Below are 20,375 nucleotides of genomic sequence, written 5' to 3' on the forward strand. Positions count from 1 at the left end.
GTGCCGATGGACCTTCCCTCTCTCCCGCTGATCATGCGTCGACTCCCATTCGTGTTCGCACTGGCCGCGCTGCCCTCGGTACTGGCCGCCCAGGCACAACCGGTGCCCGTCACCACCGCCAAGCCGGGGTGGAAGTGGACGATGGACAGCGTCACGCGTGTGGTGAACGAAGTGCGGGCGGGACGCTCGCTCCAGCCGGCGGCGTGGCCCAAGGGCGCGCGGGTCGCGGTCCTGCTGTCGTTCGACGTGGACAACGAAACGATCGCGGTGCGGTATGGTGAGCCCACGGTGGGCTCCCTCGCCGAGATGCAGTACGGCGCGCGCGTCGGGTTGCCGCGCATCGTGAAGCTGCTCGACCGGCACAAGATCCCGGCGTCGTTTTTCATCCCGAGCGTCAGTCTCGCGATCACGCCGTCGATGGCCGGGCTCATTCAGCAGAGCGGGCGTCACGAGATCGCGGTACACGGGTGGATTCACGAGCTCAACATGACGCTCCCCGACTCGGCGGAGCGGGCGCTCCTGCAGAAGGCGGTGGCCGAGCTCACGGCGATGACCGGCAAGAAGCCGGTGGGGTACCGGGCGCCAAGCTGGAACTTCAGCCCCAACACGCTGTCGATCCTGCGCGAGATGGGCTTTCGCTACGAAAGCTCGCTGATGGCGGATGATGCGCCGTACGAGCTCGTGCAGCGCGGGCAGCCGACCGGGTTGGTGGAGCTGCCGGTGCAGTGGATTCTCGATGATGCGCCGCTCTTCGATCCACGCGGCGAGCGCTACATGAATCCGCGCGACATCGCGAAGGTCTGGATGGACGAGTTCGACAAGGCCTACGAAGAAGGCACGATGTTCGTGCTCACGCTGCATCCGCACGTCAGTGGACATCGATCGCGTATCGTGGCGCTGGAGCAGCTCATCGCGCACATCCAGGCGAAGGGGGTCGGCAAGGTCTGGTGGGCCACGCATGCCGACGCCGCGGAGTATGTGCGCGCGGCGGCCAAGCTCGGCGAGCCGAAGAAGCCATGATTCGTTCGACCGCGGTCTCCGTGGCGTGGCTGCTGGGCGCCACGGCCGCACCACTGCTGGCGCAGCGCGTGGACTGGCCCACCCCGAGTGGCGATCCTGGCGCCATGCGCTACTCGGCGCTGGCCGACATCAACCGTGCCACTGTGGCGCGTCTCAAGGAGGCGTGGCGCTGGAACACCGGCGAGAAGAGCATCCGCGCCAACGGTGAACAGAAGGCGGCGCGCCCCGGGTTGTTTCAGGCGTCGCCGGTGGTGATTGGCGACACGCTCTATGTTTCGACCCCGTACGCGGCGGTCGCCGCGCTTGACGCGCGCACGGGGCGCGAGCTCTGGAAGTTCGATCCGGAGGTGTGGCGCGCCGGGCAGCCGTCGAATGGCACGGGCTTCGTGCACCGCGGCGTCGCGACATGGGCGTCGAGCGGGGCGCAGAGAGAACGGCGCGTGTTCATCAACGCGCGCTGGAAGCTGTTCGCGCTCGATGCTGCAACGGGGAAGCGCATTACGAGCTTCGGCACCAACGGCGAGATCGACCTCACCCGAGAGTTGCGCCGGAAGGTGAACCCGCTGCAGTACACCAACACGTCGCCGCCGGTGGTGTACGGCGATCTGGTGATCGTGGGCAATGGTGTGGGCGACCGCATTCGCTATCCCAACGATCCGCCGGGCGATGTGCAGGCGTTCGATGTGCATACCGGCAAGCGCGTGTGGAGCTTCCACACCGTGCCCGACTCGGGGGAGTTCGGCTGGCAGACGTGGGAGAACGGCTCGTACAAGGAGATGGGGCACACCAATGTGTGGGCGCCCATGAGCCTCGACGTGAAACGCGGGCTGCTCTTCCTGCCGGTCTCGACGCCCACCAACGACTGGTATGGGGGCGACCGGAAGGGCGATAACCTGTTCGCGGAATCCGTCGTGGCGCTCAATGCCAAGACGGGCGCGCGCGTGTGGCACTATCAGCTCGTGCATCACGGCCTGTGGGACTACGATCTGCCCGCCCCACCAGTGCTGGCCACGATCACGTGGCAGGGGAAGCCGCGCGATGTGGTCGCGGTGCCGAGCAAGACGGCGTGGATCTATGTGTTCGATCGCGAGACCGGGAAGCCGATCTGGCCGATCGTGGAGCGCCCGGTGCCGGCGAGCGATGTGCCCGGGGAACGGACGTCGCCCACGCAGCCGATCCCGACCAACCCGGCGCCGTTCGCGCGGCAGTCGGTTACGGAGCAGGATCTGATCGACTTCACGCCGGAGCTCAAGCGCCGCGCGCTCGAGGTGTTCACCAAGTACCGCAGCGGGCCGATCTTCACGCCGCCGTCGGTGCAGGGGACGATCGTGATGCCGGGCGCGATCGGCGGTGCCGGCTGGGGGAGCACGGCGTATGATCCGGAGACGCACACGCTGTACGTGAAGGCCTCCGATAACCCGGCGCTGTATCGCGTACAGAAGGGCGTCCCGAACGATACGATCGGCTACGAGTACACCGTGGATCTCACGCACGCAACGCTGGGCGTGACGGCCGATCCTGACTCGGGGAAGAGTGATCACACGCCGCCCGAGCAGCTCCCCATCATCAAGCCGCCGTACGGCACCATGACGGCGATCGACCTGAACACCGGAAAGCGGCGGTGGCAGGTCACGCTGGGCGATACGCCGGCGATCCGGAATCACCCGTTGCTCAAAGGCATCACGCTGCCGCCCCTCGGCGTCTCGGGCGCCGTGGGGGGTACGGTGACGAAGGGTGGCCTGATCTTCGCGACCGGCGGCGGCTCGGTGCTGTACGCGCTCGATACGCGCACCGGCGCGGTGGTGTGGCAGTTCGAACTGCCGGCTGGGCGCGGCTATGCCAATCCGGTCACCTATCGAGCGGCCAATGGCGTGCAGTATGTCGTGATTGCATCGGGCGGCGGCGACAACGCCGAACTGATCGCGTTCTCGCTCGACGGCCAGCGCTGAGCGCCCGATGCGGCGGTGCGCCTACTTGAGGCGCACCACCTCGCCGGGGAGCGCCGGCGTATGCACCGGCAGGCGTCGCGCCTGCGTGCGCTGCTCGAAGGCGTAGCCCAGGCCGAGCAGCGTACCCTCGGAGAAGGCGCGCCCGAGGAAGGAGATCCCAACGGGCAACCGATCGGTGGTGAAGCCGGCTGGCACCACCAGGTCCGGGAAGCCGGAGAGATTGGCAAGGTTCTCGCCGTCAACCGCACTCCCGCCCGGCACATCGGGCGGCGCCCCCAAACGTTCCGGACGTCGCGACGCGGTGGGATAGACGATCGCGTCGAGTGCGTTCTCGGTGAACACGCCCTCGAGCAGCGCCCGCACCATCGGCAGCGCGTGATCGTGCACGGCCGTGTACCGCGCCTCGCGCATGGTGCCACTGGCGAGCTCGCGCTTGAAGAGCGTCCAGCGGGTGGGATTGGGGCCGGCTCCGTCGGCGCGCGTGGCCACGATTGCGTCGGCGCGCGCACTGAGTTCGGCGAGCGTGCGCGGATAGCCGGGCTTGAGCGTGGCGAGGTACTGCGCGATCTGCACCGGAAACTCCGGATAGCGCACGGCGGTGTAGAAGTCGCCTTTCGACTCGAGCAGCCAGCGCGGCAGGCGTACATCCACGATCGTCGCGCCGGCATTGCGCATGGCGGTGAGCGACGCCTCAACAACCCAATCCACGTCGGCATCCTGCCCGAGGAAATCGCGCGCGATCCCGATGCGGGCCCCCTTGAGGGCGTCGGCATTCAGGAAGCGGGTGTAGTCGCGCTCGGCGCGCCCGACGCTGCGCTGCGTCACCGTATCGGCGGCGTCCGCACCGGCCAGCAAGCCGAGGGCGACTGCCACATCGCTAACCGTGCGGGCGAGTGGACCGCCGGTATCGAAACTGAGGGCCAGCGGAATGATGCCGTCGCGGCTCAAGAGCCCCATGGTGGGCTTGAGTCCCACGATGCCGTTCACGGTGGCCGGGCCGCGAATGGAACCGCCGGTATCGGTGCCCAGACCCAGTGTGGCGAAGGCGGCGGCAATGGCCACGCCGGTGCCGCCGGATGAGCCATTGGGGGTGCGAGTGAGATCGTGCGGATTGAGGGTCTGCCCGCCGAGGGAACTGAACGCGGCGCCGGAGGCGAACTCCGACATGTTTACCTTGGCCAGAACGATCGCACCGGCGTCCCGGAGCTTCTTCACCAGGAACGCGTCATCCGGGGGGAGTGACCCTTCGAGCAGCAGCGAGCCGCCGGTGGTGGGCAGGTCATACGTGTCGTAGTTGTCCTTGAGCACCACCGGAATGCCATGCAACAGCGAGCGCTTGCCTTTCGTCTTGCGCTCGACGTCGAGGGCGCGCGCTTGCTCGAGCGCCTTCGGATTGCGCGCGAGGACCGCATGCAGGCGCGGCCCCTGCGCGTCGTAGGCATCGATGCGGGCGAGGCTCATCCGCACGAGTGCTTCGCTCGTGAGGGTGCCCGCGTCCATCGCCGCGGCCAGCTGCTGAATGGTGGCCGCGTCGAGGCTCAGCGCCGACGCGGTGGCCGGTGCGTTCGGCTTCGCTGGCGATTGGGCGGCACTGGCGGAGGTGTGCAGCGCGGCGGTGAGCACCAGGCCGCGCGCCATGCGAAGGACACGGCGGCTCATCGATGCCCCGCCGGCGCTGGGCCCCCGCGCAGGATTCGCTCAATGCGCGGATCCGGCACCAGCCACATGAGGGCCACGCCGGTGTACATGGCCTGCGCGAGCGGCTGCGACCACATGGCGACGGTAATCCCGATGAGGTTGAGCCCCAGCGACGTCTTCCCCTTCCAGTCAGCGCCAAGGGCGGCCTTGAGCACCGAGTCGGGCCCATCGGTGGCGACGATCGCCAGCTGCAGGATGTAGTACGACAGCGCGGCGCACTCGAGAATGACGCCGTAGAACGCGGTGGGGAGCGCGGCGAAGTGATTCTCGCCCATCCAGCCGGCGGCGAACGGCAGCAGCGACAACCAGAAGAGCAGACTCAGGTTGGCCCACAGCACGCGCCCCGACACATGCCGCATCGCGTGGAGCAGGTGGTGGTGATTGTTCCAGTAGATGCCGACGTAGAGAAAGCTCAGGATGTACGACAGGAACTGCGGCAGGAGCGCGCGCAGGGCCGACAGATCGTCACCGTGCGGCACTTTGAGCTCCAGCACCATGATCGTGATGATGATGGCGAGGACGCCGTCGCTGAAGGCTTCTAAGCGATTCTTGCCCATGTCGAGATTCGTGGTGATTCCGAGCGTTCTTTGGGGCGTCTTCGACGCGACAACCAACGAAGAAGGGGGCAACTGGGCCCTACGGGCGACAACCAACGAAGAAGGGGACAACTTACGAGGATCATCTCTACGATGAACCTCGTTCGTTGTCCCCCACCTCGTTCAGTTGTCGCGCCGCAGGCGCCCGTTACTTGGTGGCCGCAGCGAGCCGACGGATTTCGCTCGCCATCTTCGTCACCCGCGCGCCATCCTTGGCCCCGGCGACGTCCTTATCAACCTGCAGGGCGAGGGCACGCAGCGCCGAGGCACGGGCGGCGCCGCTCTTGCCTTCGGCCGCCGTCAGCGCGGCATCGATGGCCGACGTGCGCTCGGTGGCCAGGCCGCCGTTCCGCACCAGCTGGTCGAGGTACGAGCGCACCACGACGAACGCGGCGGGCCACGTCATCGTGGGCTGGCTCTGTGGGTTGTACTGCTTGAACTGCACGAGCTTCGCGGCGGCGATTTCATTCGCCGACAGCTCGGGGCCCGGGGTGAGCTCGTAGATGTCCATGCCACGATCGAGCTCCGACGAGAAGACGAGGCCGTTCCAGTAGTACGCGCCCCACGACCCGCCGATCACGTTGCCGTTGCCACGCACCGGCGGCGCGTTCGCCGCAGCGGCCGACGGCACGTCCACCGGCTTGGGCGGATCGATCGGGCCTCGGTCGAAGTAGCCCACTTCGAAGGCCTTGTCGGCATCGGTGAAGTCCATGATGCTCACGCCGCCCTGATACCAGCCCTGCACGTACAGGTCACGCCCCGGTACCGGAATGAGCCCGCCGTTGTGCGACACGCAGTTCTCTTCGGCCGTCTGCTGCGACGGAATCTTGAAGTACGCGCGCTGCTTCTGCTGCTTCTTGGCATCGAGCGTGATGACCGTGTTGCCGCCGAGCTCGATCATGCTCGACGCCTGACACATCGGGCCCGTGCCGCCGCCCCATTCGTCGGTCTGAATCAGCTTCTTGCCGTCGTTGCTGAACGCGGCCGTATGACGCCCCTGGAAGTTGTTCGAGTCGGCGAGGGCGCTGATGCGGAACGGCTTCTCGGGGTTCGAGATGTCCACGAGGATGGAGTGCGTGGAGCAGGACGCGGCGAGGAGATGCTGGTCCGGATACGCCGTCACGTCATGGCAGTTGCGCGGACCGGTGGGCATCGCCGGATCCGGCGCCGGACGGCCACGGCCACCCGCGGCGGCGCGACGCGCGCTCACCGGCTCGCAGAACTGCTTGCACTCGCCGGCGCCATCGAGGCCGGTGAAGATGCGGGCCCCCGGGATGACCTTCGCCTCTTCCGGGTGATCGATGTTCACCTTGATGATGTCGAGCTGGAAGAGCGAGTTGGTCGGATCGGCCGGATCGGTGCCGTTCTTGCACCCGGCGAGTTCCGTCTCCGGACGCGCCGCCTGCTGCCCTGACACATACAGGTACACGACCTTCTTGTCCGTCGGGCTCGGCACGAGCGTGTGGGTGTGCGAGCCTTTGCACGTCTGCACGTTCTTCACGAGCTTGGGCGCCTTCGGATTGCTCACGTCGAAGATGCGCACGCCGGCCATGTGATCCTTCGGATCCTGCACGCCGCCGTCGCCGCAGTCGTTGCGGTTCCCGGCGCCTTCGGCCGAGATGAAGAGCAGCGTGCCGTAGATCGTCGGGTCGCCCTGCGAGGTAATGCAGCGCACGACCGAGGTGAGCACCGGCTTGGCGGGATCGGCGATGTCCCAGATCTGGAAGCCGGCGAAGTTTGCCTGATAGACGTAGTGCGTGCCGAACGCGAGGTCCGAGTTCACGAACGTCAGGCCGCGCACGGTGTCGAACTGTGCCGGCTTGGGCGAGAACGACAGCAGCTTCATGTTCTTCGCCGTCGTGCCTGCATCCATGCGGCCCGGCTTGAGGTTGTTGCGGGGATCCTTGCTGGACGGGTACGTCTGTGCCGACGCGAGGGTCGGAACAACGGCCGCCGCCAGCAGGAGTGCTACGCCACGCAGTACGCGCATCGAGTCGAACTCCAGGTGGTGGTGAGAGGGGAGCGGGGCAACGCCGAGGGGCGTCTTACTTCGGGGGCAACTTGGCGAGCAGGTTGCGCATGATGCCGATCTCCGCGGTCTGCGCGGTCACGACATCGTTCGCGAACACATTGGCGTCGACTTCCTGACCAGCGCCGGGGGACTTGAAGAGATCCTCGACCATCTTGATGGCGCCGGCGTGGTGCTTGATCATGCCCACGAGATACAGGCGATTGAACTCCTCGCCCTTGGCGTTCTCGAGGGCCTTCATTTCGTCGTCGGAGAGCATGCCCTCCATGCGGACGGTGTGCCACGAGCTGGTGTCCGGCGCGACCTGGTTGTAGCGGCGCAGCCACCCCTGCATGATGGTGATCTCGGGCATCTGCGACTGGTCGATCTTGCGCGAGAGCTTGAGCACCTGCGGGTTGGCGCCGTTCTTCTCGGCGAGGCGCGACATGACGATCGCCTGCGCGTGGTGGGCGATCATCATCTGCATGAACTCGACGTCGGCCTTCGTATAAAGGGCGCCCTTGGGGATGACAATGTCGGGCCCCATCTTGTGCATGCTGTGATCCATCCCCGCCATGCCGCCCTGGGCGGCCGCGCGCGAGGAGGCGCCGGCGAGGAGGGTGAGCGCCGACAGGGCGAGGATATGGCGACGAGCCATCATGGGTGAACTCCGGGCGTGTGCCGGGCCGGCGGGTGGGCCGGCCGATCGGGGACCAAAAAGCGCTCCGAGGGGAGCCTGAAGACGTTACGGCCCGGGGCGCCCGGGCGTTAGGCGGTCGCCCGGTGGGCGAAGGCTCACCCCACCGGTGACGGGACGTGACTGGACGCCGGGGCCGGTGCCGGTAGAATAGGACGTCCGACCCAACCGGGTCTGCTCCCGTCCTCCCGCCCAGGAGTCCTCGTGTCCCGCACGCTCCGCGTCTCGCAGCACGCTGCCCTTGCCCTGCTGCTGGCGGTCGCTGCCTGCAGCCCCGACCGCCCGGCCCTCACGGAAGCGTCGGCCACCTCGCCGGGCGCCATGGCGTCGCCGAACGGCCTCGACGTCCGCGTGTCCCTCGCTGGTGAGGTGACCGGCAGTGCGCCGGTCGTGGCGCAGGTCACCCTGACCAACCGGGCGTCGTACGCCGTCGAGGTGCTCGAGTCGCAGCTGCCGAGCGAAGACATGGAAACGGCCCAGTTCGTGGTGCGCCGCGACGGCCAGCCGGTGGCCTATGAAGGGCCGCACATCAAGCGGGGGCTGACGTGGAGCGACGCGATCATCCGCGTGGAGCCGGGCGCCTCGTACACGTACCAGATCGAGCTGTCGCGGGCCTATGACCTCTCGCGCGACGGGCGCTACACGGTGGCGTTCGAAGGCCGCAGCGGCCTGGGCACCTCGGCCGCGACCCTCCGCTCGGCCACGCAGGAGCTGCGGGTGTCGGGACGCACGGCGCCCACCACCAACGGTGTCATTCCGCGCACGCCGACGTCGCTCACGAGCCTCGTGACCTATTCGCGGTGCACCACGACGCAGCAGACGGATGTGCTGGCGGCGCTCAAGCAGGCGGAGACCTATGCCGGCGACGCCCAGTCGTATCTGGCCGGTACGCTCAGCGACCGCTTCACCTGGTGGTTCGGAGCGGCAACGACCAGCAGCGCCAACACCATGAAGGCGCATTTCGCCGCCATCGCCGACGCCTTCGCCACCAAGGCGGTCACGGTGGACTGCGGTTGCAAGAAGACGTACTACGCCTACGTCTATCCGAACCAGCCGTACACGATCTACGTCTGCAAGGCGTTCTGGGCCGCACCGCTGGCCGGGACCGACTCGCGCGGCGGCACGCTGATTCACGAGATGAGCCACTTCAATGTCGTGGCGGCGACCGATGACTGGGCGTACGGTCAGACGGCCGCGCGCAGTCTGGCGGTGTCCGATCCGACCAAGGCCATCGACAATGCCGACAGCCACGAGTACTTCGCGGAGAACACGCCGTCCAAGAAGTGAGGCACGTCGCGTGGCGTGTGGGATCCGGGGGCTCGCGGCGCTGGTCGCATTGGCGGTGAGCCTCCCGGGCGTGCGCTCCGCGATGGCCCAGGCCGGTCCGCCACGGCTCGCGTGTGCGGTGCGTGTGCCTCCGGTGGTGGTGTCGGGGGCACGCGTCCCACTCACCATGACGGTGCGCAACCGCGGGGCGGCCGCGCTCGCGATGCTCACCTGGGGGACGCCCTTCGAGGACGGCTGGTTCGAGCCGTTCGTGCGGGTCACGCGTGCCGGAGCGCCCCTCGCGTTTGGCGGCGCGATGGTCAAGCGGGGCGATCCGGAGGCCGATGAGTATCTCTCCATCGCGCCGGGTCAGCGCCGGCAGGCCTCCGTGGATCTGGCGCTGGTGTTCGATCTCTCGGTGCCGGGGCGCTATGTCGTCACGCCACAGGTGACGATTCATGACGCGGTGACGCTCCCCGCGTCGTTGCCCCGTGCACGCGCCGCGCATGCCGCACTGCCGCTCGCGTGCGCGCCGGTGACCTTCGAGGTGCGGACGCGCTGAAGGGTCCGGCGCTTAGCGCGTGCCGGTGAGGCTCACCACGAGATCGCGCAGTTCACTCGCCGTATACGGCTTGGCCAGAAAGCCCGCCGCCCCTTCCGTGGGCGCGCCGGCGGTCTGCGCATAGCCACTCATGAGCAGCACCACGACGTCGGGGTTGAGCTGCTTGAGTTCACGCAGCGTCTCCCATCCGTCGAGGACCGGCATCGTGAGATCGAGGAGCACCAGATCGATCACCGGCCCCTGCTCGGCGTAGACCTCCAGCGCCACGCGCCCATTCTCGGCGGTGAGCACCCGGAAGCCATCGCGCAGCAGAATGCGTTCGGCAACGCGGAGCGCCGATTCATCGTCGTCTACGACGAGCACGGTGCCGCGCACCGGTGCCGCATTCGCGATCGCGGGGGGCGTGGCACCGGTGGCGTCGTCGACCGGGAGCAGGACCGCCACGGTCGTGCCCAGATCACGCACCGAGGTGATGCGCACCGCGCCGCGATGGCCGCGCACGATCCCCAGGACGGCGGCGAGTCCCAGACCGCGGCCCGCGCCCTTGGTGGAGTAGAACGGGTCGAACAGGCGCGGCATCGTGTCGGCGTCCATGCCGTTCCCGGTATCGCTGACCTCGAGCACGAGGTACTCGCCCTCGGGCATGTCGGCCCCGACCTGCGCGCTCGCGAGCCAGGCCCGTGAGGCGTACATGCGCCGCGTCCGCACGGTGATCGTGCCCGGCAGCTCACCCAACGCATCGGAGGCGTTGGTGATGAGATTCATCACGATCTGCCGCAGCTGTGTCGCGTCGGCGTGAACACTGGGCAGGTCGTCGCGCAGCTCGAGCGACACTTGCGCCTTCTTGGAGACAGCCGTGCTGAGCAGACGCCCCATCTCGCGCACCAGCGCGGAGAGATCGACCGGCTCGACGACGAACTTGCCCTTGCCGGAGTAGGCGAGCAGCTGCCGCGTGAGTTCGGCGGCGCGCTTGGCGGCGACCTGCAGATCCTCGAGGAGCGGCCGCGCCGTCGAATGCTCGGGGATCTCCTCCATCGCGAGCGAGACGTTGCCGAGCACGCCGACCAGCAGGTTGTTGAAGTCGTGTGCAATGCCGCCGGCGAGTACGCCCAGCGACTCGAGCTTCTGCGCGTTCCGGACCTGCTCCTGAATGCGATGGTGCTCGGCTTCCTGCGCGCGGCGATCGCTGATGTCCACGAGGTAGCCGAGACACTGCGTCGCCTTCCCGTCGGCCGTGCGCACGACCTTCTTGAACTCCGAGACGAGGCGTACCCGGCCGCTGCCGTGGATCAGCCGATACTCCTGCTCGAAGCGCTCATCGCCCGCCCGCAGGTGCTCGGTGATTTCGTCGCGCACGCGCTGCTGGTCGTCGGGGTGGACGAGCGAGCAGAAGGTGCGCTGACCGCTGGTGAGCACCTCCGGGGCGTACCCGAAGACGGCTTCGAAGTTGGCCGACACGAACTCGACCGGCCACGTGTCCACGTTGCGCCACTTGAGGACGACCGTGGGGCCCGCCGCGAACAGCTGCCGTTCTTCAAGCAACGCGCGGTCGCGCTCACGCCAGTCGAGCGACGCGGCGATCTCGTGCACGATGAGCTGTGCAACTTCGATCTCCTCGGGGCTGTAGGTGCGCTCGTCGGCGCTGTACAGCATGAACTTGCCCCACACGCGCTCGCGCCCGACCAGCGGGAGGAAGAGCAGGGAGCAGATGTTCTCCGCGGCGAAGACGTCGCGATAATGGGCGAGCGCATCGTCGCGCATGACGTTCACGACCGCCACCGGCGTGGCCGCCAGATCGCGTGGCGTCCACGGCGAATGGCCTTCCACGGCGGCGCGATAGGCGTCGGAGAGCCCGCGCCAGGCCACGAAGCGGCAGATCTCGTCGTGGTCGAAGATCAGCAGGGCGGCGCGATCGACATGGAGCGCCTCAGCCACCGCGTCCATCGCGCTCGAATACAGCTGCTCGATGCTCGAGCCGCGCGAGAGCGCCGCGAGCACATGACTGACGAGGTCGCGCCGATCCCCCGGTGCGGCGGGGGATGCAGCCTGCTGGGCGAGCGCGCTGGCGTCCATTCCCCTAGTGTGGGGCGCGATACGTGTTTCAGCAAGTTTCCCGTCACGCCCCCGGCACCGGTGGGGGCGCGGCAGTCACGGGCCGCCGCCCCGTCAACCGGGGGCAGCGCGTCAGCGCGCGCCGGGTTCGCCCGTCACTTTGGCGAGGCGGTCGCGCACGCTGCCGACCTGCGCGGTCACTGGCGGCTGGGCGTCCTTGAGCAGATCGAGATAGGTGCGGTAGTATGAAGCGGCTTTCACCCTGTTGCCGCGGGCGGCGTACAGGTCGCCAAGCGTCTCCAGCAGCTGCATGTACCAGGTGCTCTCGTACAAAATGTTCGCCACGAAGCTCGACGTGGCGAGTGCCCGTTCGCCGAGGACGATGGCGGAGTCCGGCTGGTTCGCGCGATGCATCATTTCGGCAGCTTCGGCGAGCCCGCGGTTGTACCAGGTGAACACGGCGACCGCCGGCGCGCGGTTCCACGCGATGAAACTCGCGGCGGCGTCGGTCCATCGCCGCTCGGCGGCGGCGATCGCACCCACCGCCAGCGCCGAGTCGGCACGAAACGCCGGATTGCTCGACCCGAACCGTGTGCGCCATTCACTAAGCAGCGCGCGCGCCTCTGGCACCCGACCGATGTCTGCGAGCGCGGCGATCACCCACGGGTAGCTGTCGGCGATACGGTCCGCGGCTTTCTGCGTGAGAAACGGTTCCAGAATACGGAGGAGGCGGGCGCTGTCGGCCGTCAGCCGGAACTCCGTTACTGCGGACACCGCCCGCAGATTCATGGGCGGCTGGTAGATGCCGTCGCACGCGTGCCAGGCCGCGAGGCGCCCGCGCAGCAGATGGGTGACGCAGGTGGTCTGGGCGAGATTCGGCACATGTGCGCCGGCGGGCGACGCGGCGTACCGCTCCACTGCGTCGTAGTCTCGCTTCCCATACAGCACATTCAGCTCGATCCAGTAGCGATAGTTGCTGTTGGGAATGTTCGTGCGGGCCAGCACGACGGTGGAGTCGGCCGCCGCGAAGTGGTGCTGCGCCACCTGGGCTTCAGCCAGATTGAACAGCGCGATGGTCGACTTGGGCGTTTCGCTCACCGCCCGGCGCGCCTGCTTCTCCGCTTCGGGCAGGCGACTCTGCTGCAGCAGCATGTTGGCGTAGTTCACCGCGCCCAAGTCGGGGCGGAGCTCGGTGAGACTCTGCCAGGCGGCCTCCTCGGCGGCGAGATCCCCGCGCACCTGCGCGTAGCGCGCCGCCACTTGCAGGCGCTGCGGGTCCGAGAGGCGATCGCGGAGCGCATAGGCGCGATTGGTGGCTTCGGTGGCGTCGGTGATGCGCCCCAGATTGGAGTAGATCACCGAGAGCAGTGACCACGCTGACGCAAATCCCGAATCGAGGGCGATGGCCTGCTGCGCCATGGCAATCGCCTTCGGTCGTTCGCCCTCCGCTTCGGCACGCTGTCCGGCGGTAAACGCGCGCAGCGCGGGGAGCGACGCGGTGCTCACCTTGGCGAGTGGCGCGGTCGCCGCGACCGAGCGCAGCGATTCGCCGATGCGCCGACGCAATTCGCGACCGACGTCTTCAACGGCCCCGATCAGCTCGTCGTCGTTCTTCGCGGTGGCGCGCGCCGTGAGCGCATCACTGCCGGCCTTGGTGGCAACCACGCGCGCGGAGATCTGATACCCGGCGCCGAGTTTGGCGATGTCACCGACGATGTAGGCCTTGGCCCCTTCGCGTTCCGCGAGCTCCCGCACGGTGCTTTCCGGGAGCGCCGCGTTCCGGGCGAGTTGCATCCGCGTCAGGGCGGCGAAAAGATCGGTCTGGCTCATCACTCGTACCGCGCGCGACTGCTGCACCTCGGTCCGTACAGCGTCGGTCACCGTCGCGGCGAGGGTAGAGTCGCTGGTGCGGTTGGCGAATTCGGCGACCAGTACCACGTCGTTCTCATTCAGTGCGTCACTGCCGATGAGCGTGCCGGCGCGTCCAACGCGAGTGTACACCGTAGTGCCGATCGCGGCGGCGACCACCAGCGCGAGCGTGCTGCCGACCAGTAGACGCCGCCGACGTTGTGGCGCCGCTGACACGACGGTTGCCGTACGGCTTCCGGATCCGCTCGCCGCACTGGCGTTGGTATCGAGGGCGCGCACGATGTCGTCGGCGTGCTGGACACGATCCGCGGGCGATTTGGCCAGACAGGCGGCGATGAGTTGCGCGAGCGCCGGTGGGACCGCCGAGCGCACGTGGTCGAGCGGCTCGGGTGTGCGCGTGAGGTGCGCGGCAATGATCTGTTGGGCGGTGCTGCCGCTGAATGGCGCCTGCCCGGCGAGCAGCTCGTACGCCATGACGCCGAACGCATAGAGATCGGCGCGGTGATCCACGGTGGCTTCGCCCATCGCCTGCTCGGGCGCCATGTAGGCTGGCGTCCCCATGGCGAGGCCGGTTGCCGTGAGCGCACTGGCTGGCTGCGCCTCGCTGACGGCCTTGGCGATGCCAAAGTCGGTGATGAGCGCGTGGCCACCACTCAGCAGGATGTTCTCCGGCTTGATGTCACGGTGCACGAGCCCGCGCTGATGCGCATAGGCGAGCGCGTCGGCGATTTCCCGAAGCAGGCGGACGGCATCGGTGACCGCAAGGGCTCCCGCGCGGGTCAGCCGATCACGGAGCGACTCCCCCTCCACGAAGGGCATGACGTAGTACAGCACCTCGCCACTGCCGCCCGAATCGAAGAGCGGCAGGATGTTGGGGTGTTGCAGCCCAGCGGCGATCTCGATTTCGCGCAGGAAGCGGTCGGCACCGAGGCTCGAGGCGAGCTCCGGTCGCAGCATCTTCACGGCGACCTGCCGCTTGTGGCGCACGTCCTCGGCGAGATACACGGTGGCCATGCCACCGGCGCCGAGTTCGCGGAGCACGCGATAGCGGTCGCCGAGGGCGGAGGTGAGCGAGTCGGGAGGCGTCATGGCTGGGTTCGCAGCAGCATGTCCCAAAACCTACCGCCTCGGAGAATTTCCGCGCACATTCGCCGGATTCACCGGCCTCGGGAGCATCACATGGGTGCGGGCAAGAAGATCGCGATGGGCCTCGGCATGCTGGTCGGCGGCGTCGCCGTGCTGGCGGCCGGCGGGTACGCGTGGGCGTCGAGTACTGCGGCCTCGAAGCTTGCCGCTACGTACGACGTCCACCGCGTCGATTTCCCTATTCCGTTCCCGCTCGACAGCGCGGAGGCGGATTCGGTGCGGGCGGTGCAACCGCAGGCCGACCTGGCGCAGATCGCGCTGGAGCAGGCGGCCGCTCGGGGCAAGCATCTCGTGACCACCGTGTACGTCTGCGGCGAATGCCATGGGCAGAACTTCGGCGGCGGCGTCATGGTCGACGACCCGTCTATCGGCAAGGCGCATGGCGCCAACCTGACCCTCGGCAAGGGCTCGCGGACGCTGACCTACACGGCGGCCGACTGGGACCGCATGGTGAGGCACGGCGTGAAGCCGAGTGGCACCGGGACCGTGATGCCCTCAATGGATTTCTTTCAGATGTCCGACCGGGAGCTATCGGATATCGTGTCGTACATTCGCTCGTTGCCGCCGGTCGACCACGAGGAGATACCGGTGACGCTGGGGCCGCTCGGCAAGGTGCTCGTCGCGACCGATCAGATCCGCCTCGCCGCCGCACATCATCCCACCAACCACACCATCACCCACGCCGTGCTCCCACCGCCGGCGCAGGCTGATGCGGCGTTCGGCAAGCATCTCGCGCAGACTTGCTCGGGGTGTCACGGTCCGCAGTTCGCGGGTGGCAAGATCATTGGCGGCCCACCAGACTGGCCACCGGCGGCAAACCTCACGCCCACCGGCCTGGCCGGCTGGAGCTACGAGGACTTCCACCGCGCACTCACCGAAGCGAAGAGCAAGGACGGACGGGCGCTGCGGGAGCCGATGGCCGGCATGCCGAAGTTCGCCAAGAACATGACCGACGTGGAGCTCAAGGCGCTCTGGGCCTACATCTCGTCGTTGCCGCCGCAGGCTACGCCGAAGTAGGCTGCGGCTCCAATGGACGTCTCGCCAGTTGGACTACGCGTCCGTCGCGGGGCGGGTGCGGCGGCGGCGCGTGACCACACCCAGTGACAGCAACCCGGCGGCCATCAGTGCGTACGTCGACGGTTCGGGGGCGATAGTCGGCGTGTTACCACCCACGCGAAGGGCACCGGAGATGCCGTACATGGGCCGGGTAGAGCCGATCCCTTCATGTCCGGAGCAGCAGATCCAACTGCCGCTTTGCATACCCGCGTTGCCATTGGAGATGTAACCCTCCTCCCCGGGCGTCGTACCCCCACCCAACGGCGACAGCGAAGCCAATCCATTCGCGCCGGTTCCCGTGTTGACAATCGTGCCGCCCTGCTTCGCGACTCCTAACTCGTCGACCCAAACGGGCGTATTGATGGCGCCGTCCCATAAGTCGGCGGCGTTGCTGGCAATCAGGTTGCCTTCGAGGTTGTACACTGGAATGGTAAAGTCGCCGCCGATGTGCGTGTACGCATCGACGAAGCGAGTGGACGCAACGGCCTGCCAGGTGGCGCCGAGTGGCTTGAGCAGTGAGCCGTTCGCATTGGCGGCGTTGTTCACGAACGTGTCGTACACGGAGATGTCGGTACTGCTGGCCTCAGGTCCGACCGCGGACGTCACGAAGATGATGCGATAGAGCGAGCCCGCGGCGAGGCCCTTGGGAGCCGTGAGCACCGACTGCGCGGCGCTGGTGCGCGGCAACACAACCGCCAGCGAGGCGACGAGCGACAGCGAGGCCATCGCAGCCGCACGATGGAGGAGACGGGCAAGCGGTTGCATTGTTTTCCTGGAAGTGTAAACAATCGACACGGCGCGAGCCGCTACGGATCGCGAACGTGCACGCTTCGTCCCACTTCGTCAAGAAAAGTTCATGTAGGGCGACCGCGCCCGTGGTCAGTGCGGCGTGATCCGCATCCCGTCGACCGGCGTGGTGATGCGCGGCGGGAGCGGCGCGCTCTCGCGTTCGGGGCGGCGGGTCGACATGACGTTGTTGATGAACCGCTGGCCTTCGGAGAGGCGCTCCACCTCGATGGCGATGGCATCGACGGCCTGCTGCAGACGGTCGTCCTCGCGCGGGCGTTCGGTGCGGGCGAGGAACGCCTCCATGGCCAGCTGCTTCCCGCGGGCGATTCCGAAGCGCCAGATCAACACGGCGAGCAGGATGAACCCGGCCCCGCTGAAGACGCCGATGCGGTAGAACTCGTTCCGCTGGGCGTGCAGCGCCACGTCGAGCGTGGAGGCCGATATGGCGGTCGTGCTCGTGGCCGGTGCGGTGGCTGCCTCGGGGATGGTGACGGGGGCATCGGCGCTGCGGGCGGGCTGCGGCATGGGGGGCTCGGCGTGTAGGGGCGAAGCGGCGACCAGTCGAGACGTCAGGGCGTACGACGGCGTCGGCGTACGGTTTCACGGCGCGTCGTGGTGGACTGCACGCGGTGTTCCGCGGTTAATTTGCCCGCATGTCCACTCCTCCGTCGACGTTGCGGGTCGCGATCGTTGGATCGGGCCCGGCCGGTTTTTATGCCGCCGAGGCGCTGCAGAAGGCGGCCCCCGGTATCGCCATTGACCTCATCGACCGCCTGCCGACGCCGTTCGGGCTCGTGCGCGGGGGGGTCGCGCCCGATCACCCGAAGATCAAGTCCGTCACGCGCATCTTCGATCGCATCGCCACCCAGCCGGGCTTTCGGTTCCTCGGCAATGTGCAGGTGGGGCGCGATGTCACGGTCTCCGAGCTGCGCGCGCGGTACGACGTGCTGATCCTCTGCTACGGCGCCGAGACCGATCGGACGCTTGGCATTCCGGGCGAGACGCTCGCGGGGAGCCACGCCGCCACCGAGTTCGTGGCCTGGTATAACGGGCATCCGGACTACGCGTCGCGCACGTTCGACCTGTCGCAGCGGGAGGTCGCGGTGGTCGGCATCGGCAACGTGGCCATGGATGTGGCGCGCATCCTCATCAAGCCCACCAGCGTGCTCGCCACCACCGACCTGGCGGAGCACGCGCTGCAGGCGCTCGCGGCGAGTCAGGTCCAGACGGTGCACCTGGTGGCACGCCGCGGGCCGGTGCAGGCGGCGTGCACGACGCCTGAGCTGCGCGAATTCGGCGAGCTCGAGGGGGTGGATGTGGTGGTCGATCCGCGCGACCTCGAGTTGGACGCGGCGAGTGAGGCCGAGCTGGCGGCGATGGAAGACCGCAACCCGGCCAAGAACCTCGAGGTGCTGCGCGAATGGGCGGCGCGCCCGCTCACCGGCGCGCCGCGGCGCGTGGTGTTCCACTTCAATGCGTCGCCGGTGGCGCTGACCGGGAGCGCGCGCGTCGAAGGCATGACCGTCGTGCGCAACCGCCTGGAGAGCGATGGCCGCGGCGGCGTGAAGGCGGTCGCGACCGATGAGACGCGCACGCTGCCGGTCGGGCTCGTGTTCCGGTCGGTGGGCTACAAGGGCAAGCCGCTCGCCGAGGTGCCCTTCGACGACAAGAAGGGCGTCGTGCCGAACCTCAACGGCCGGGTAGTGGAGCAGGCGGGGAGCGAGGCGCCGGTGCCGGGGGTGTATGTCGCCGGCTGGATCAAGCGCGGCCCGCAGGGGATCATCGGTACGAACAAGCTGTGCGCCACGGACACCGTCACGCAGGTCCTGGCCGATGCCGCGGCCGGCGCGTTGACGCACGCGCCGGGGGCCACGGGAATCGATGATCTGCTCGCCGCCCGCGGGGTCACGGTCACCAGCTGGGCCGACTGGCAGGCGCTGGACAAGGCGGAGCAGGCGCGCGGTGCGGCGAGTGGGCGCCCGCGTACGAAGATCGTGGACGTGGCGGAGATGCTCGCCGTGATCGCGGCGGGACAGTGAGCGGGCGCCTTCGCGCACGCGTGGTGAGTGCGGTGGTCGCGCTGACGGTCGCCGCCGCGTGTCGCACGCGTGGCGGTGCCGCGCCGACGCCTCAGGCCGAAGCCCGCGCGGTTGAAGGGGCGATCCGCGCGTGGTACGACGCCTCGGAGCGCAAGGACTCCGCAGCGTATTTCAATCGCCTGCTGCCCACGTTTTTCATTTTCGAAGACACCACCCGCTATGATCGCGAGGCGATCGTGCGATTGGTGGTCTCCAGCTTTGGGAGTGGCACCGATCGCGCCACGATCACCGACTGGCACACCGAGGTTGCGGGTGATGTGGCGTGGACGAGCTTCCGCAACACGGAGGTCTTCACGCCCACCAACGGCGCACCGGGGGCGCCGCGACGTTATCTCGAGACGGCGGTGCTGCGAAAGGTGCAGGGCGAGTGGAAGATCGAACGCTACCACGCGACGCGTATCAACCGACCGGCTCCGCGTTGAGCTGACGCCGCGTGCTTCATTATTGGTTCACCATTGGCCGCATGCTCGCGTCGCGGTACACGCGACCGCGCGTGCGGTACGACGCCACCATCCGGCGACGCTTTCGTGTGCGGTTGTTCGACTGCGACGGGCTGCGCGTGATGACGGCGGCGAAGTACCCGATGTACATGGACTTCATCCGCTGGGAGATGATCGCGCGCTCGAAGATGTTCGAGGCGATCGTCAAACGCGGCTACGCCCCCACGCTCGGTTCGCAGAAGATCATCTACCGGCGACCGCTCAAGCTGTGGACGGCGTTCGACGTGGAACTCGAGCTGGCCGGCTGGGATGATAAGTGGATCTATCACATTCACCGCTTCTGGCAGCGTGGGGAGTTGCGGGCGATCGGCATCACACGCGCCCTGATCTGGAAGCGCGACGTTCCGGCGGCCCTGAGTGAGATGATGGATTTCGTCGGGGCAGAAGGGGTGATGCCGCCGCCGGCGTGGGTGGCCGCGCTGTTCGAAAGCGACCGCGATATTCTCGAGGCGGAGCGGATCCCCGCATGAATCGCGTGGCCGGCCTGCTCGCGCTGCTGCTGCCGGCTGGCCTACGGGCGCAGGATTCCACGCGCACCGTGCTGCCGTTCCTGGGCGGCGCGGCGAGCGCGTTCGTGGCGCACGAGTTGAGTCATGTTGCGGCCGATGTCGCGTTCGGCGCGCGGGTGTCGCTCAAGCGGGTGGAGTTTCACGGGATTCCGTTCTTCGCGGTCACGCACAGTGCGACCGTGACGCGGCGGCAGGAGTACGTGATTTCGTCAGCGGGCTTCTGGTCGCAGCATGCCTCCAGTGAGTGGCTGCTTACGCGGCATCCGCAGCTGCGCCATGAGCACGCCCCGTTCGCCAAGGGGGTGCTTGCGTTCAACGTGCTGACATCGACGGGGTATGCGCTGGCCGCGTTCGCCGAGACCGGGCCGGCGGAGCGGGACACACGCTCGATGGCGTATGGAGCGCGGCTTCGCGAGCCCGCGGTGGGCGCGCTGATCCTGGCGCCGGCGGTACTCGATGCGTGGCGATATCGGCATCCCACGCAGCGGCCCGCGGCGTGGGCCTCGCGCGGCCTCAAGGTCGAGCTGGTGCTTCTGACGGCGCGCTAGGGCCCACAATC

The 20,375-nt window shown here is 68.0% G+C and carries 17 protein-coding genes; 9 read left to right on the forward strand and 8 right to left on the reverse strand.

Annotation, left to right across the window (positions count from 1 at the left end; genetic code table 11):
- The first annotated feature begins 33 nt into the window (after positions 1-33).
- Together K2R93_05690 and K2R93_05695 are read left to right on the forward strand one after the other, a co-directional pair.
- A complete protein-coding gene (locus tag K2R93_05690) occupies positions 34-1,020 on the forward strand; it encodes a polysaccharide deacetylase (protein MBY0489314.1) in 987 nt (328 codons plus the stop codon).
- Entirely contained in the window at positions 1,017-2,969 is a 1,953-nt protein-coding gene (locus K2R93_05695; GenBank protein MBY0489315.1) for a pyrroloquinoline quinone-dependent dehydrogenase, read from the forward strand. The genes K2R93_05690 and K2R93_05695 overlap by 4 nt, the downstream gene beginning before the upstream one ends.
- Positions 2,970-2,990: 21 nt before the next feature.
- Here K2R93_05695 and K2R93_05700 read toward each other — a convergent pair whose 3' ends face one another.
- The 4 genes from K2R93_05700 to K2R93_05715 all read right to left on the reverse strand — a co-directional run bounded on the left by K2R93_05700 (position 2,991) and on the right by K2R93_05715 (position 7,932).
- Complete coding sequence (locus K2R93_05700) at positions 2,991-4,628, reverse strand: amidase (GenBank protein ID MBY0489316.1); 1,638 nt, start codon at positions 4,626-4,628, stop codon at positions 2,991-2,993.
- A complete protein-coding gene (locus tag K2R93_05705) occupies positions 4,625-5,224 on the reverse strand; it encodes a TMEM175 family protein (protein ID MBY0489317.1) in 600 nt (199 codons plus the stop codon). The genes K2R93_05700 and K2R93_05705 overlap by 4 nt, the downstream gene beginning before the upstream one ends.
- A gap of 187 nt (positions 5,225-5,411) precedes the next feature.
- Positions 5,412-7,253, reverse strand: coding sequence for a hypothetical protein (locus K2R93_05710; GenBank protein MBY0489318.1), 1,842 nt, complete (start codon positions 7,251-7,253; stop codon positions 5,412-5,414).
- Positions 7,254-7,308: 55 nt separating this feature from the next.
- A complete protein-coding gene (locus tag K2R93_05715) occupies positions 7,309-7,932 on the reverse strand; it encodes a DUF305 domain-containing protein (protein ID MBY0489319.1) in 624 nt (207 codons plus the stop codon).
- A 240-nt stretch (positions 7,933-8,172) separates the two neighbouring features.
- Between K2R93_05715 and K2R93_05720 the strand changes: the two genes are divergently transcribed.
- Together K2R93_05720 and K2R93_05725 are read left to right on the forward strand one after the other, a co-directional pair.
- Positions 8,173-9,255: a hypothetical protein gene (locus K2R93_05720; GenBank protein ID MBY0489320.1), complete on the forward strand. Its 1,083-nt coding sequence runs from the start codon at positions 8,173-8,175 to the stop codon at positions 9,253-9,255.
- Positions 9,256-9,265: 10 nt separating this feature from the next.
- A complete protein-coding gene (locus K2R93_05725) occupies positions 9,266-9,796 on the forward strand; it encodes a hypothetical protein (GenBank protein MBY0489321.1) in 531 nt (176 codons plus the stop codon).
- Positions 9,797-9,808: 12 nt separating this feature from the next.
- Here the strand turns inward: K2R93_05725 and K2R93_05730 are convergent, their stop codons facing one another.
- Together K2R93_05730 and K2R93_05735 are read right to left on the reverse strand one after the other, a co-directional pair.
- The gene (locus tag K2R93_05730; protein MBY0489322.1) at positions 9,809-11,869 is read right to left on the reverse strand and encodes a response regulator; all 2,061 of its coding nucleotides are present in this window, start codon (positions 11,867-11,869) and stop codon (positions 9,809-9,811) included.
- A 111-nt stretch (positions 11,870-11,980) separates the two neighbouring features.
- Positions 11,981-14,806, reverse strand: a complete 2,826-nt coding sequence (locus tag K2R93_05735) for a protein kinase (protein ID MBY0489323.1) — start codon at positions 14,804-14,806, stop codon at positions 11,981-11,983.
- A 90-nt stretch (positions 14,807-14,896) separates the two neighbouring features.
- Between K2R93_05735 and K2R93_05740 the strand changes: the two genes are divergently transcribed.
- A complete protein-coding gene (locus K2R93_05740) occupies positions 14,897-15,880 on the forward strand; it encodes a c-type cytochrome (protein ID MBY0489324.1) in 984 nt (327 codons plus the stop codon).
- 33 nt (positions 15,881-15,913) lie between these two features.
- Here the strand turns inward: K2R93_05740 and K2R93_05745 are convergent, their stop codons facing one another.
- Complete coding sequence (locus K2R93_05745; GenBank protein MBY0489325.1) at positions 15,914-16,645, reverse strand: PEP-CTERM sorting domain-containing protein; 732 nt, start codon at positions 16,643-16,645, stop codon at positions 15,914-15,916.
- Positions 16,646-16,798: 153 nt separating this feature from the next.
- Positions 16,799-17,233 (reverse strand): hypothetical protein, encoded by a 435-nt coding sequence (locus K2R93_05750; protein MBY0489326.1) that lies wholly within the window; start codon positions 17,231-17,233, stop codon positions 16,799-16,801.
- Positions 17,234-17,361: 128 nt separating this feature from the next.
- Here K2R93_05750 and K2R93_05755 point away from each other — a divergent pair, with 128 nt between their 5' ends.
- From K2R93_05755 to K2R93_05770, 4 genes are read left to right on the forward strand one after another with little or no spacing between them, the layout of a single operon-like run.
- Positions 17,362-18,747, forward strand: coding sequence for an FAD-dependent oxidoreductase (locus tag K2R93_05755; GenBank protein MBY0489327.1), 1,386 nt, complete (start codon positions 17,362-17,364; stop codon positions 18,745-18,747).
- Complete coding sequence (locus K2R93_05760) at positions 18,744-19,229, forward strand: nuclear transport factor 2 family protein (protein ID MBY0489328.1); 486 nt, start codon at positions 18,744-18,746, stop codon at positions 19,227-19,229. Before K2R93_05755 ends, K2R93_05760 begins: the two co-directional genes overlap by 4 nt.
- A gap of 11 nt (positions 19,230-19,240) precedes the next feature.
- The gene (locus tag K2R93_05765) at positions 19,241-19,777 is read left to right on the forward strand and encodes an acyl-CoA thioesterase (GenBank protein ID MBY0489329.1); all 537 of its coding nucleotides are present in this window, start codon (positions 19,241-19,243) and stop codon (positions 19,775-19,777) included.
- The gene (locus K2R93_05770) at positions 19,774-20,364 is read left to right on the forward strand and encodes a hypothetical protein (GenBank protein ID MBY0489330.1); all 591 of its coding nucleotides are present in this window, start codon (positions 19,774-19,776) and stop codon (positions 20,362-20,364) included. Before K2R93_05765 ends, K2R93_05770 begins: the two co-directional genes overlap by 4 nt.
- The last annotated feature ends 11 nt before the right edge of the window (positions 20,365-20,375 follow it).

Source organism: Gemmatimonadaceae bacterium, from assembly GCA_019752115.1.
In the GTDB taxonomy this organism is placed as follows: Bacteria; Gemmatimonadota; Gemmatimonadetes; order Gemmatimonadales; family Gemmatimonadaceae; genus Gemmatimonas.

Bases quoted from the DNA above. Each gene is read 5' to 3' on its own strand.
- K2R93_05750 (MBY0489326.1), bottom strand. From the start codon at position 17,233: ATGCCGCAGCCCGCCCGCAGCGCCGATGCCCCCGTCACCATCCCCGAG.
- K2R93_05745 (MBY0489325.1), bottom strand. From the start codon at position 16,645: ATGGCCTCGCTGTCGCTCGTCGCCTCGCTGGCGGTTGTGTTGCCGCGC.
- K2R93_05735 (MBY0489323.1), bottom strand. From the start codon at position 14,806: ATGACGCCTCCCGACTCGCTCACCTCCGCCCTCGGCGACCGCTATCGC.
- K2R93_05690 (MBY0489314.1), top strand. From the start codon at position 34: ATGCGTCGACTCCCATTCGTGTTCGCACTGGCCGCGCTGCCCTCGGTA.
- K2R93_05700 (MBY0489316.1), bottom strand. From the start codon at position 4,628: ATGAGCCGCCGTGTCCTTCGCATGGCGCGCGGCCTGGTGCTCACCGCC.
- K2R93_05755 (MBY0489327.1), top strand. From the start codon at position 17,362: ATGTCCACTCCTCCGTCGACGTTGCGGGTCGCGATCGTTGGATCGGGC.
- K2R93_05740 (MBY0489324.1), top strand. From the start codon at position 14,897: ATGGGTGCGGGCAAGAAGATCGCGATGGGCCTCGGCATGCTGGTCGGC.
- K2R93_05730 (MBY0489322.1), bottom strand. From the start codon at position 11,869: ATGGACGCCAGCGCGCTCGCCCAGCAGGCTGCATCCCCCGCCGCACCG.
- K2R93_05710 (MBY0489318.1), bottom strand. From the start codon at position 7,253: ATGCGCGTACTGCGTGGCGTAGCACTCCTGCTGGCGGCGGCCGTTGTT.
- K2R93_05695 (MBY0489315.1), top strand. From the start codon at position 1,017: ATGATTCGTTCGACCGCGGTCTCCGTGGCGTGGCTGCTGGGCGCCACG.
- K2R93_05705 (MBY0489317.1), bottom strand. From the start codon at position 5,224: ATGGGCAAGAATCGCTTAGAAGCCTTCAGCGACGGCGTCCTCGCCATC.
- K2R93_05715 (MBY0489319.1), bottom strand. From the start codon at position 7,932: ATGATGGCTCGTCGCCATATCCTCGCCCTGTCGGCGCTCACCCTCCTC.
- K2R93_05770 (MBY0489330.1), top strand. From the start codon at position 19,774: ATGAATCGCGTGGCCGGCCTGCTCGCGCTGCTGCTGCCGGCTGGCCTA.